General features: G+C 66.8%; 13 protein-coding genes. 7 read left to right on the top strand and 6 right to left on the bottom strand.

Annotated elements, in window-relative coordinates:
• The first annotated feature begins 30 nt into the window (after positions 1-30).
• Together AB6806_RS13105 and AB6806_RS13100 are read left to right on the top strand one after the other, a co-directional pair.
• The gene (locus tag AB6806_RS13105) at positions 31-309 is read left to right on the top strand and encodes a type II toxin-antitoxin system RelE/ParE family toxin (protein ID WP_113254214.1); all 279 of its coding nucleotides are present in this window, start codon (positions 31-33) and stop codon (positions 307-309) included.
• Entirely contained in the window at positions 284-628 is a 345-nt protein-coding gene (locus tag AB6806_RS13100) for a HigA family addiction module antitoxin (RefSeq protein ID WP_210245562.1), read from the top strand. The genes AB6806_RS13105 and AB6806_RS13100 overlap by 26 nt, the downstream gene beginning before the upstream one ends.
• A gap of 3 nt (positions 629-631) precedes the next feature.
• Here the strand turns inward: AB6806_RS13100 and AB6806_RS13095 are convergent, their stop codons facing one another.
• Complete coding sequence (locus AB6806_RS13095) at positions 632-1786, bottom strand: isobutyryl-CoA dehydrogenase (RefSeq protein ID WP_370954729.1); 1155 nt, start codon at positions 1784-1786, stop codon at positions 632-634.
• Between the two features lie 221 nt (positions 1787-2007).
• Positions 2008-3504, bottom strand: coding sequence for a CoA-acylating methylmalonate-semialdehyde dehydrogenase (locus AB6806_RS13090; RefSeq protein WP_142019924.1), 1497 nt, complete (start codon positions 3502-3504; stop codon positions 2008-2010).
• 123 nt (positions 3505-3627) lie between these two features.
• Here AB6806_RS13090 and AB6806_RS13085 point away from each other — a divergent pair, with 123 nt between their 5' ends.
• A complete protein-coding gene (locus AB6806_RS13085; RefSeq protein WP_142019926.1) occupies positions 3628-4557 on the top strand; it encodes a LysR family transcriptional regulator in 930 nt (309 codons plus the stop codon).
• Positions 4558-4578: 21 nt separating this feature from the next.
• Here AB6806_RS13085 and AB6806_RS13080 read toward each other — a convergent pair whose 3' ends face one another.
• The 3 genes from AB6806_RS13080 to AB6806_RS13070 form a co-directional block, all read right to left on the bottom strand.
• Positions 4579-5889 carry a GGDEF domain-containing response regulator gene (locus AB6806_RS13080; protein ID WP_051987655.1) on the bottom strand — a complete coding sequence of 437 codons (1311 nt, stop codon included), beginning with the start codon at positions 5887-5889 and terminating at the stop codon, positions 4579-4581.
• A gap of 84 nt (positions 5890-5973) precedes the next feature.
• Positions 5974-7722, bottom strand: coding sequence for an ABC transporter permease (locus AB6806_RS13075; RefSeq protein ID WP_370954728.1), 1749 nt, complete (start codon positions 7720-7722; stop codon positions 5974-5976).
• Between the two features lie 31 nt (positions 7723-7753).
• Complete coding sequence (locus AB6806_RS13070; protein WP_370954727.1) at positions 7754-8743, bottom strand: ABC transporter substrate-binding protein; 990 nt, start codon at positions 8741-8743, stop codon at positions 7754-7756.
• 207 nt (positions 8744-8950) lie between these two features.
• Here AB6806_RS13070 and tal point away from each other — a divergent pair, with 207 nt between their 5' ends.
• The 4 genes from tal (at position 8951) to AB6806_RS13050 (ending at position 12048) form a co-directional block, all read left to right on the top strand.
• Complete coding sequence (gene tal / locus AB6806_RS13065) at positions 8951-9916, top strand: transaldolase (RefSeq protein ID WP_142019932.1); 966 nt, start codon at positions 8951-8953, stop codon at positions 9914-9916.
• A 201-nt stretch (positions 9917-10117) separates the two neighbouring features.
• Positions 10118-10741, top strand: a complete 624-nt coding sequence (locus tag AB6806_RS13060) for an HdeD family acid-resistance protein (protein ID WP_142019934.1) — start codon at positions 10118-10120, stop codon at positions 10739-10741.
• A 120-nt stretch (positions 10742-10861) separates the two neighbouring features.
• Positions 10862-11425, top strand: coding sequence for a YceI family protein (locus AB6806_RS13055; RefSeq protein WP_142019936.1), 564 nt, complete (start codon positions 10862-10864; stop codon positions 11423-11425).
• Positions 11426-11466: 41 nt separating this feature from the next.
• Complete coding sequence (locus AB6806_RS13050) at positions 11467-12048, top strand: cytochrome b (protein ID WP_185747768.1); 582 nt, start codon at positions 11467-11469, stop codon at positions 12046-12048.
• A 78-nt stretch (positions 12049-12126) separates the two neighbouring features.
• On the opposite strand, the gene AB6806_RS13045 is transcribed toward AB6806_RS13050, so the two are convergent.
• Positions 12127-12654, bottom strand: a complete 528-nt coding sequence (locus tag AB6806_RS13045) for a hypothetical protein (protein WP_142019940.1) — start codon at positions 12652-12654, stop codon at positions 12127-12129.
• Positions 12655-12736 lie beyond the last annotated feature (82 nt).

The following is a 12736-nucleotide window of genomic DNA, read 5'->3' as shown; positions in this document are numbered from 1 at the left end:
AATACTTATCGCGGAATAGTCTGTTGTCTCATGATCCGATCGTTCGCGCAGCGCGAAGCCGAGCTTCTGTTCAACGACAGGCCGGTCAAGCGTTTCGCGGCAATTGAACGCATCATCCGCCGGAAGCTTTTGATGCTCCACGCCGCTGCGAAGCTGGACGATTTGCGTGTTCCGCCGGGCAACAGGCTGGAAGCTCTTCGCGGAGATCGTGCGGGACAGCACTCGATCCGGGTGAACGATCAGTGGCGGGTCTGCTTTGTCTGGAGGGATGGGGAGGCGCATGATGTCGAGATCGTCGACTACCATTGATCCACGAGTCGGCGAGGCTTCCGATGAGAGCCCGTTGGCTGCGGTTCCTCCCGGGGAAATCCTGCTGGAGGAGTTCATGAAGCCGCTCGGCGTCAGCCAGAACCGGCTCGCGCGTGACATCGACGCGCCGGTGAGCCGCATCGCTGGCATCGTCAAGGGCGAGCGGGCGATCACGGCCGACACCGCGTTGCGTCTTGCGCAGTTTTTCGGAACATCGCCGGAGATGTGGATGGCTTTGCAGAGCGACTACGATCTGCGCCTCGCCCGGCAGGCCGCCGGCCGCGAGATCGAGAAGCGCGTGAGACCGCTCGCCGCATAGGCGTCAATTCCCCTTCGCGCGTCCCACCAGCCCGCGCGCAACGATCATCCGCATCACCTCGTTGGTGCCTTCGAGGATCTGGTGGACGCGCAGGTCGCGGACGATCTTCTCGATGCCGTAATCGGCCAGATAACCGTAGCCGCCATGGATCTGCAGCGCGTCATTGGCGACCTCGAAACCGGTGTCGGTGGCGATGCGCTTGGCCATGGCGCAGAGCTTGGTCGCATCCGGCGTCTTGGCATCGAGCGCCGCCGCCGCGCGCCAGAGCAGGCTGCGGGCCGCCTCCAGTTCGGTCGCCATGTCGGCGAGCTTGAACTGCAGCGCCTGGAAATCGGCGATGGCCGAGCCGAACGCCTTGCGTTCCTTGGCATAGGCGAGCGAACGGTCGAGCGCTCCTTGCGCGCCGCCGATCGAGCAGGCGCCGATATTGAGCCGCCCGCCATCGAGGCCGGCCATGGCGATCTTGAAGCCGATGCCTTCCGGGCCGAGCCGGTTCGCCACCGGCACGCGGCAATTCTCGAAGATCACCGCCCGCGTCGGCTGGGCGTTCCAGCCCATCTTCTTCTCGTTGGCGCCGAAGGAGAGGCCGGGCGTGTCCTTCTCGACCACGATGGTCGAGATGCCCCCGGGGCCGGCCTCGCCGGTGCGGGCCATCACGACATAGATGTCGGAAACCCCGGCGCCGGAGATGAACTGCTTCTGCCCGTCGAGCACGTAATGGTCGCCGTCGAGCGCCGCCTTGGTCTTCAGAGCGGCCGCGTCCGAGCCGGCGCCGGGCTCGGTCAGGCAATAGCTCGCCAGATGCTCCATCGTGCAGAGCTTCGGCAGGAGGCGCCGGCGCTGCTCGTCGGAGCCGTAGCGGTCGATCATCCAGGCGCACATGTTGTGGATCGAGATATAGGCTGCGACCGTCGGGCAGCCGGTCGAGAGCGCCTCGAAGATCAGCGCCGCATCGAGCCGGGTCAGGCCGGAGCCGCCGACATCGTCCTGGATATAGATGCCGCCCATGCCGAGCGCGGCGGCAGCGCGCATCTCCTCGACCGGGAAATGCTTCTCCTCGTCCCAGCGCATGGCGTGGGGGGCGAGTGTCTCGGCGGCGAATTCCTGCGCCATGTCGCGGATGGCGATCTGGTCTTCGGTGAGAGCGAAGGCGTTCATGGCTGGCCCTCCTGATCAGTGAGATAGTCCCGCGGCGCAGGCGCGCGCAATCGCGACGAAAGGCCGGGCCTGTTCGCGTCGGATCGGGATGGGGAAGGGCGGCCGGCAGATCGCGATGCGCCGGCAGCATTCATGGCAGGTCGAGCCGCGCCAGCGGAGGCCGGAAGCGACGTTGCGAGGGTCCGCAGCGTTCGCTCCATGGCCCCCTCGCCGGTGCCGCGTCAATTCATCGTCGGAATGACGAAGCTCGCACCGTCCTTGATGCCGCTCGGCCAGCGCGCCGTCACCGTCTTGGTCTTGGTGTAGAAGCGGATCGAGTCCGGGCCGTGCTGGTTGAGGTCGCCGAAGGCCGAGCGCTTCCAGCCGCCGAAGGTGTAATAGGCCAGCGGCACCGGGATCGGCACGTTGATGCCGATCATGCCGACCTGCACCTTCGAGGCGAAGTCGCGCGCGGCGTCGCCGTCGCGGGTGAAGATCGCAGTGCCGTTGCCGTATTCGTGGTCGTTGGTGAGCTTCAGCGCCTCGTCATAGCTGTCGGCGCGGACGACTGCGAGCACCGGCCCGAAGATCTCTTCCTTGTAGATGCGCATGTCCTTGGTGACGTTGTCGAACAGGCAGCCGCCGACATAGAAGCCGTTCTCGTAGCCCTGCATCTTGAAGCCGCGGCCATCGACCACCAGCTTGGCGCCTTCCTCGACGCCGATATCGACGTAGTTCTTGATCTTCTCCATCGCCGCCTTGGTGACGACCGGGCCGTAATCGGCGGTGACATCGGTAGAGGGGCCGACCTTGAGGCTCTCGACGCGCGGGATCAGGCGCCTGACCAGCTCGTCGGCCGTGGCCTTGCCGACGGGCACCGCGACCGAGATCGCCATGCAGCGCTCGCCGGCCGAGCCGTAGCCGGCGCCGATCAGCGCGTCGACGGCCTGGTCCATATCGGCGTCGGGCATGATGACCATATGGTTCTTGGCGCCGCCGAAGCACTGCACGCGCTTACCGTTCGCGCAGCCCCGGGCGTAGATGTACTCCGCGATCGGGGTCGAGCCGACGAAGCCGACGGCCTTGATCTCGGGATGGTCGAGGATGGCGTCGACCGCTTCCTTGTCGCCATTGACGACGTTGAGGATGCCGGGAGGGCCGCCGGCCTCGATGAAGAGTTCGGCGAGGCGCATCGGCACGCCGGGATCGCGCTCCGAGGGCTTCAGGATGAAGGCGTTGCCGCAGGCGATCGCGGGGCCGAGCTTCCAGAGCGGGATCATCGCCGGGAAGTTGAACGGGGTGATGCCGGCGACCACGCCGAGCGGCTGGCGCAGCGAATAGATGTCGATGCCGGGGCCGGCACCGTCGGTGAACTCGCCCTTCATCAGGTTGGGCGCGCCGAGCGAGAATTCCACGACCTCGACGCCGCGCTGGATGTCGCCCTTGGCGTCGGGAATGGTCTTGCCATGCTCGCGGGCGAGCAGCTCGGCCAGCTCCTCGTTGTTCTGGGCGATCAGGTCGAGGAACTTCATCAGCACGCGGGCGCGGCGCTGCGGATTGGTCGCGGCCCATTTCGGCTGCGCTTCGGCCGCGTTCCTGACGGCCGCGTCGAGTTCGGCCGCAGAGGCGAGCGCGACCTTGCCGATCACGCTGCCATCCATCGGCTGGAAGATGTCGGCGCTGCGTCCCGAGGTGCCGGCGACCTGCTTGCCGCCGATGAAATGTCCGACCTGACGCATGGCGCCCTCCCTACGAATTGGTGGTGTGGTGATCGTGACAACTCACTACCATTCTCGTTTGCGCACGGCTATAGCGGGCGTGGAACGCTTGTCGTGCAAAAACACAAATATGAGGAGGGAGGCTTGGAGCGCTTCGACTGGGACGATCTCCGCTTCTTTCTGGCGGTGGCCCGCTCCGGCCGGCTGACCGCCGCCGCGCGCCGGCTCGGCGCCGACCATGCCACCGTCTCGCGCCGCATCACCTCGCTGGAGGAGGCGCTGAAGGCGAAGCTCTTCGAGCGCCGTCCGCAGGGCTACACGCTGACGGCGCATGGCGAGCGGCTGCTCGCCAAGGCGGAGACGATGGAGACCGAGGCGCTCGCCATCCAGAGCGATATCGGCGGCGCCGACATGGCCTTGTCCGGCACGGTCAGGATCGGCGCGCCGGACGGCTTCGGCACCGCCTTCCTGGCGCCGCGCCTCGCGGCCTTCGCGAAATCCTATCCGGGGCTGGAGATCCAGCTCATCGCCATGCCCCGCCTGCTCTCGCTGTCGAAGCGCGAGGCCGATGTCGCGATCACGCTCGCCCCGCCGAAGGAGGGCAAGGTGGTGGCGCGCAAGCTCGCCGATTATCGCCTCGGCCTCTACGCCGCGCCGGGCTATCTCAAGGATATGCCTTCGGTGACGAAGCCGGACGATCTCTTCGAGCACCGTATCATCGGCTATATCGACGACCTGATCTTCTCGCCCGAGCTCGACTATCTCGACGAGGTCGCCAAAGGCCTGCGCGCCCATGTCCAGAGTTCGAGCGTCATCGCCCAGATGAACGCGGTCGTCGCCGGTGCCGGCGTCGGCGTCATCCATCATTTCATGGCGGAGAACGACCCGCGGCTCGTGCCGGTGCTGCCCGAGACGGTGCAGATCACCCGCTCCTTCTGGCTGCTCGTCCATGCCGACCTCAAGGACGTCGCCCGTGTCCGCGCCATCGTCGACTTCGTCGTGCGCGAAGCCAAGGTGTCGCGCGCGCTTCTGATGGGCGAGCCGAGACAGGAGCCGCGCGCGGCGGCGGAGTAGCCGGCTGCGCGCGAGCCTGCCCTAGCTTCTTTGAGCGGCGGCGCAGACCCGGTTCCGGCCGGCCTGCTTGGCCGTATAGAGCGCCTGGTCGGCCCGGCCGAGGCTGGCATCGAGACGCTCGGAGGCGCCGATCTCGGTGACGCCGATCGAGACGGTGAGCGCCAACGTCTCGCCTCCCAGCAGCAGCGCTTCGCGGGCGATCTCCTCGCGGATCGTTTCCGAGAGCCGCAGGGCTTCCGCGAGATCCGCGCCCCGGAACAGGATCGCGAATTCCTCGCCGCCGACGCGCGCCAGCAGATTGGTGCCGCCCTCGGCCAGACGGCTGAGGTTCCGCGCAACCGCATCGAGCACCCTGTCGCCGCCGTCATGGCCGTGGCGGTCATTCAGCTGCTTGAAATGGTCGATGTCGAGCAGCGCGATCGAGGCCGGCAACCCGGCCTGCCGGGCCGTCTCGACCAGGGCCGGCCCCTGCTCGAAGAAATGGCGCCGGTTGAACAGGTTGGTGAGATAGTCCCGTGCGGCCAGCTCCTGCAGCCGCTTGAGCTGCGTCAGCGTCTCGACATTCGAGGCGATGCGGCATTGCAGCTCTTCGAGGACGAAGGGGCGCGCGACGAAGTCATGCGCCCCGGCCTTGAGGAAGCCGGCGGAGGTCTTCCGGTCGGTCGAGGAGGAGATCCCGATGAGGCGGACATTGGGATGGCTCCGCCGGATTTTGCGAGCCAGCTCGAAGCCGTCCATGTCCGGCATGTAATAGTCGCTGACGACGAGCTCCAGGTCAGGATGGGCGTCGAGCAGGGCGAGCGCTTCCGCGCCCGAGCCGGCCTCGACCACGACATATTGCTGGATCGACAGCATGCGGGCGAGCACCTTGCGGGTGGTGCGGGTGTCGTCCACGACGAGGATGCGCGTGTTGCGGTTGTCGAGCGCGCGCTTCACCGTGCCGACGAGGTTCGGAAGGGCGAACTCGTTGTCCTTCAGAACGTAGTCGATGACCTCCCGCTCCATGATCCGTCCGCGCGTGGCGAGATCGAAGGTCGCGGTGAAGACGACGGTCGGGATGCCGTGGGCGACGGTCCAGTCGAGCGCTTCGCCGCGCGGCGCGTCCGGCAGGTTGAGGTCGACCACCGCGATCGCATAGGCGCCGGGTGCCGCGACGATCAGCTCGCTGAGGTCCTTGAGCGAGGCGCAGGTCGTGACGGGCAGCCCGGTCTCCGCCTCGAGGAACTGACGCAAGGCGATCGCGAATGTCCGCGAATCTTCGATGACGAGGATGCCGCGCTCGTCTTTCCCGGGTTTATCATCGGCAAGAGCCGCCGTAGATGGAGCATTCATGCTCCATCTACGGCGCTGTCAGGCTTAATTTTCCGTGACGTTCCGCCCGCGGTCTCAGGTCGGTCGTGACGTTGATGTCGCGCTTCAGATTCTCCAGGGCAGCACGTTGCGCGGCAGATGCCGGCCGAGGAGGTCGAGGAGCAGCATGGCGGCGAGGATCACGGCGGAGGCGCTGATGGCGATCGCGGCGGCCTCGCCCGCGAGCCCGGCTTCCTTCAGGCTGAACAGCACGACGCCGAGCGTCTCGGTGCCTGACGACCAGAGCAGCGCCGAGACGGTGAGTTCGTTGAAGGCGACGAGGAAGACCATCAGGGCGGAGACGGCGGCGGCCGGCGCCAGGATCGGCGCGACGATGAAGCGCAGCATCTGCCAGAGACCGGCGCCGTCGAGCTTCGCCGCCTCTTCATGATGCGCCTCGATCTGCGCCATCGCCGCCAGCGGCGCCTTCAGCGCCAGCGGCAGGAAGCGCGCGAGATAGGCGAAGAGGATGATGAAGGGCGTGCCGTAGATGCTGACGCCGATCAGCGGCAGCGGCCTCAGGAAGATCAGGATGCAGGCGATGGCGAGCACCACGCCCGGCAGCGCATAGGGCAATTCGACGATGAGCTCGACCGGGCGCCGGAGCCTGCCGATGCGCCGCTCGAGCCCGTAGGCGAAGGCGATCGAGGTGAGCGAGAGCAGGACTGCCGCGACCGCCGCGAACCAGAAGGAATTCCAGAAGGCGCGGATGGTTACGGCCTGCCGGAACAGCACCTCGGCGAATTTGTCGAAGGTCAGCGTCTGCCAGGACAGCGGAACGCCGAGCGCGGGCGTCAATGCCTCGCTCAGCAGGGCGAAGAAGGGCAGGCCGAGCTTGACGAGCAGCAGCAGCCACAGGCCTGCCGCGACGAAGGGGCGTGCCGGCCCGAGCAGCCAGAATGGCTCGAGCGGCCTTTCGATCTCGACCTTGCCGCCCTGGCGGCGCGCGACCGCCATGCCGGCGAGGATGCCGAGCGCCGCAACGGCGCCGACGAGCAGGGCGAGCGCCGCCGTCTCCGGCAGGCTTTCCGGGCCGAAGCTCGACAACCGGCGGTAGATCAGTGTCGGCAAAGTGAGATAGTTCACCGGCAGGCCGAGCAGGGCCGGAATGCCGAAATTGCCGACGCCGGCAACGAAGGCGATCAGCCCGGCCGCGATGAATTGCGGCCGCAGCACCGGCACGATGATTCGCGCGGTGATGGTCGCCGGGCCCGCGCCTTCCATCTGCGCCGCCTCGACCAGCGAATGCGGAATGCTGCGCAAGCCGGTCCAGAGGGTGATCGCGACCAGCGGCGCATGATGCAGCGCCATGACCAAGATGATGCCGCCGCGTCCGAGCAGCGGGTTCGCCGTGCCCGGCGCCGGCGCCAATCCGAGCAGCATCAGCACCTGCGAATTCGGTGCGAGCAGGCTGAGGAAGGCGAGCGCCACCACCTGCGGCGCGATCATCATCGAGAAGACGAAGGCGAAGGCCAGCGGGCGCTTGCCGCGGACATCGCTGACGCCGAGCGCCAGTGCGACGACGGTGCCGATCGCGAGCGCGCCCAGCGCCGAGAAGAAGGAGGTGTCGAGCGTATGCAGCGTAGCCGTGATGGCCGAGCGGCCCGTCATCGCGGCAAAGGCGGTCTCCGGCGCGAACTGCCAGCCCGGCGCGAAGGCCGCCAGCACGAGCCGCAGGAAGGGCAGGCCGCCGAGCAGCAGCGCAATCAGGATGATGAGCGCCGGCAACCCTAGCTCGGCAGGCAGGCGCAAAGGCGGAAGCGGGAGCGCCGGAACGGGCTCCCGCTTGCGTGATGGGCGCAGGACCAGCGTCATCGCGCCGTATGTCCGTGAGGCGAAACCGCGCTCACTCGAAGATGGCGCCGAAGCGCTTGCGGGCGGCGTCCGACTCGGCCAGCGCCTTGCCGGCGTCGAAGGGCATCAGCTTGATGGCGTCGCGGGCCGGGTAGCCGGCCGGCAGCGCGACATCGGGACGCGCCGGGACATAACCCTGCTTCAGCGCGACTTGCTGCCCCTCCTTCGACAGGGCGAAGTCGATGAAGGCACGAGCCGCGGCTTCGTTCTTCGTGCCCTTGAGGATCGCGACCGGTTCGCTGACCGAGGAGACGCCCTCGCTCGGGAAGACGAACTCGACCGGCGCGCCCTTGGCCTTCTCGCGGATCGGCATGAAGTCGACGATCATGCCGTAGAGCTTCTCGCCCGTGGCGACCTGGCGCAGGATGTCGCCATTGGCGCCGGCGGCCAGCGTGCCGTTCTCCTTCAGCGACTCGTAGTATTTCCAGCCATCCTTGAGATTGCCGGTCAGCGTGATCGTGTGGATCAGCGCGGCGCCCGAATTCAGCGGGCTCGGCATGGCGATCTGGTTCTTCGCCTCCGGCCTGGTGAGGTCGAGCCAGCTCGTCGGCTTCATCGTGGCCTTGGTGTTGTAGACGATGCCGGTGGTGATCAGCTTGGTCGCGAACCAGAACTTGGCCGGGTCGTGGATCCCCGCCGGATAGGCCGAGACGTCGGCCTTGTCATAAGCCTCCAGCCGGCCTTCCTTCTTCAGCCCTTCCATGGTCACGGAATCGGCGATCAGCAGCACGTCGGCCTGCGGGCTGCCTGCCTCGAACTCGGCCCTGAGCTTCGCCAGGACGCGCGGCGTGCCGTCGCGGACGAAGGAGATGTCGACCTTCGGGTACTTCGCCTTGAAGGCATCGACGGTCTGCTGAGCGTCGGTGTTCGGCTGGCTCGTATAGAGCACCAGCTTGCCTTCCACGCCCTGCGCCTGCGCGCCCAGCGCCGAGACGATCAGGCCGGCGGCAATGGTGAACGCGCTCAATGCCTTGCGCTGCATGTAACTCTCCATCTCTGGCCGCAACCGCGGGATGGCGCTGCCGGTAGACCCTGCGCGTGACAGTTCCGTGAAGACCGTGTCGTAAATGGCCGGTGGTTGCGTGTCACCCGCGCGCATGGTCGGATTGCCATGGCGGGCTCGCAATGGCAGGGCAGAGGCGCCACATTGCGGGTGACCGCCCAAGGATCAGGACACCGGGAACAGATCATGGCTTCCAAGCTCGACCAGCTCCGCGAGATGACCACCGTCGTCGCCGACACCGGCGATATCGAAGCGGTGCGCCGGCTCAAGCCCGTCGACTGCACCACCAATCCGACGCTGCTGTTCAAGGCGGCGGAGACGCCGGCCTATGCCCATCTCGTCGAAGAGGCGATCGCCTGGGGCAAGAAGCAGGGCGGTGGCGAGAAGGCGGTCCAGGCCGTCTGCGACCGTCTCGCCGTCAGCTTCGGCACGGAACTCACGAAGATCGTGCCCGGCCGCGTCTCGACCGAGGTCGATGCCGATCTCTCATTCGACGGCAAGGCCACGATCGACAAGGCGCGCGCCATCATCGCCGCCTACAAGGAGCGCGGCGTCGCGCGCGAGCGCATCCTGATCAAGATCGCCTCGACCTGGGAGGGCCTGCAGGCCGCCAAGGTGCTGCAGGGCGAGGGCATCGATTGCAACCTGACGCTGCTCTTCGCCTTGCCGCAGGCTGTCGCGGCCGCCGATGCCGGGGCCTTCCTGATCTCGCCCTTTGTCGGGCGCATCCTCGACTGGCACGTCAAGGCTGGCGGCGGCCCCTACACGGCCGAGACCGACCCCGGCGTCGTCTCGGTGAAGAGCATCTATGCCTATTACAAAACCTTCGGCATCAAGACGGTCGTGATGGGCGCCTCCTTCCGCAACACCGGCGAGATCGAGGCGCTGGCCGGCTGCGACCGGCTGACCATCGGGCCTAGCCTGCTCGACGAGCTCGCCGCCGCGACCGGCGATCTGCCGCGCCGGTTGTCGCCTGCCGCCTCGCCGCAGACTTCCTCGGAGATGGCGAAGCGCATCGTCCTCGACGAGAAGGCCTTCCGTTTCGCCATGAACGAGGATGCGATGGCGACGGAGAAGCTGGCGGAGGGCATCCGCGGCTTCGTCAAGGACCTGCGCAGCCTGCGCAAGCTCGTGGCCGAAAAGCTCGGCTGAGACATGCGCAGCCCGGTGGCTCCGCGCGCTCGATGAGTGCTGCGGCGCCTGGCCGGGCCGGTGCTCGGCCTCTCCGGCGGGCGCGATCTTTGGAGGATGGAGCCGGCTGCGATTGACGCGCCGGCCCGTCGGGTTTCTCATGGCTTTCGTCTGACAGGCGGTTCCGGTCTTCGGCGCCTGCCGCAAACGGAGCCGGTCGCCATGAGCAATCCCTCTGAAATCAGCACGCCGTCCGAAACCTCCCCGCATCGCCCGCCATCGCTCGGCACGCATCTCATTCCGCTCAGGCGCAACTGGCGCTGGCTGATGGCGGCCGGCATCGCCCTGATCGTCCTCGGCGTGCTCGGGCTCGGCGCGGTCGCCCTGCTCAGCGTCGCCAGCGCGATCTGGTTCGGGGCGATGATCTTCGTCGGCGGCATCATCGTGCTGATCGACGCCTTTCGCCATCAGGGCTGGAAGAGCCGCCTGCTGCATGTCCTGATCGGCGTGCTCTACGTCGCCGTCGGCGTGATGACTTTCGCCAACCCGCTGCTCGCGACGGCATCGCTGACCCTGCTGGCCGGCGCGGCTCTGGTCGCCACGGGCGTGCTGCGCCTCATCGTCGCTTTCCAGAACCGGGAATTGCCCTATTGGACCTGGGTTGCGCTCTCGGGGCTGCTGTCCTTGATCCTCGGCGGCATGATCCTGATGCAATGGCCGGCCTCGAGCCTCTGGGTGCTCGGCACCTTCCTCGCCATCGAGCTGATCTTCCAGGGCTGGGCTGCGATCGCGCTTGCCCGCGCCATCCGCTCCACCTTCGACGGGGTCATCACCAAACGCGCTTGAGCGGTGCCGGTCGCGAATTGCGGCGCCGCTTCACCTTTGCGTGTTGCGGCGCGCTTCGCCACGTTTTTTCCATGGAAAAGACGATACTTCGCGATTCTCGCAAGCCGCCTCCGGTGCGTCATGATCAAGCCAGCTGTCCTCGCCTTCGGCGCCCTCCTGTTCGGCCTGCCGGCCGAGGCCCAGTCGAGCTGGAATTTCGACCGCGCGGCGACGCAGATCAGCTTCATCGGCCACCGCTTCGGCACGGTCGTCACCAATGGCCGCTTCGAGCGCTATGACGGCACCTTCTCGATCGATTTCGACCATCCCGAGAAAAGCCGCATCCGGGTCACGCTGGAAACGGGTTCGATCAAGGCGGGCTCGCCGCTGGTCGACGGCTTCATTGCCGGGGCGAGCATGCTGGACAGTGCGGCCTATCCCACCGCGACCTTCGTCTCGGACAGCGTGACGCGGACGGGCGAGCACGACCTCGAAATTCGGGGCCGGCTCACCATCAAGGGCATGACGCATCCCTTCACCGTGCGCGCCATGATAAACGGCGATATCGGCAAGGCCCGGCGCGGCGAAGCCTTGCCCTTCCGGGCCAGCGGCAGCTTCCTGCGGCCGACCTACGATATCGGCCGGGACGTCAACATCGTCGACGACCAGATCGACATCGAGATCCAGGGCCGGCTGGCGCGATGAATGCGAAGCCCGAAGCATTTTCGAGCGAAGTGGATACCGGTTTGCGTGGAGACAACGCGGCGAAGGGAACGCCGGGCGAGCCGCTGCGCTGGCATCCGGCCAGCGTCGCCTTGCACTGGCTGACCTTCCTGCTGATCCTGTTTCAGTTCTGGGTTTCCGGCCCCATGCTGGACGAGAAGCGCGACCTTCTCTCGCGCTTCGAGCTCTACCAGCTTCATAAATCGGTCGGGCTGACGGTCGCGGCCTTCGTCCTGCTGCGGCTCCTCCTGCGCGTCGCCCTGCGCCAGCCCGGCCCGGAGAACGACAATCCCTGGCTGCGCGGCGCCGCATCGCTCGTCCATGCCGCGCTCTATCTCTGCATCATCGCCTTGCCGGTCACCGGCCTGCTGATGGCGGCGGCGGCGCCGATCCAGATACCCACGCTCTATTTCGGGCTGTTTCCGGTGCCGCATCCGATCGGCCCCGACCCGGCCGTCTACCGGCGGATGCTGTGGCTGCACGACCAGTTCGGCAATATCCTCATCGGGCTCGGCGTCGTGCATGTGGCGGCGGTTGCCGTCCATATGCTGCTCTGGCGCGACGGCCTGCTTGGCCGGATGTGGTTCGGCCGGCGCTGGTCGTAACGGCACCTGAAACCCGTTGCCGATCAGGTTGCCTCTCCCTGATCGGCATGCCCGACAGCTTCCAGAGCTGTATGATGTCTAGGGTTCGACGATCTTGAGTTCCTCGACGGTTTCCGCCGTCATGGTTCTGACTCTGGTCGCTCCGGGGCTGAACATGGTGCGCGCTCCGGCGGCGGCGGCTTGCAGCTTCCGTTTCCAGCTCTTCGCATCGCCGCTGCCGAGGCCGGCGAAATCGGACCGGCGCATCGCGTCCGCGTTCCTGCCCTGGTAGACAAGCACGCCGCGATCGGTCACCACGATATCGCCGCGCCGCATCGTGGGATCCTTGAGATACCAGTATGGGTCGCTCGAGGGATCGAGCTGCACCACCGGTGGTTTCGGTGTCGACCGAGCCTCGACCGGTGCAGCCTTGGCGCGAACGCTCTTCTGCCGCCGCGGCTTCACTGTGACGCTGAGCGGGTTGTACGGCTCCACGGCCTGGGGCCGTGGAGGGGCTCCCAAAAAGGCTCGCGCGAGATCGTCGAAAAACCCGGCGGCATGGGCCGGCAAGGCGGTGATACTCAGAATCGTAGCCAGGCCGGCAAGCGAGATCGCGCGAAATGCCATGAGCGGTAGCCTTTCCCCCGAGAGGAAGTTAGCCCATCTACGCGAAAATTCAATGACATGGCTGATGCGCGGCACACGCGCG

Origin of the sequence: Allobosea sp. RCC_152_1, assembly GCF_041360765.1 — a bacterium.
Classification (GTDB): Bacteria; Pseudomonadota; Alphaproteobacteria; order Rhizobiales; family Beijerinckiaceae; genus Allobosea; species Allobosea spartocytisi.
The sequence above is the reverse complement of the archived record's forward strand: the minus strand, read 5'-3'. Positions and strand labels throughout refer to the sequence as shown.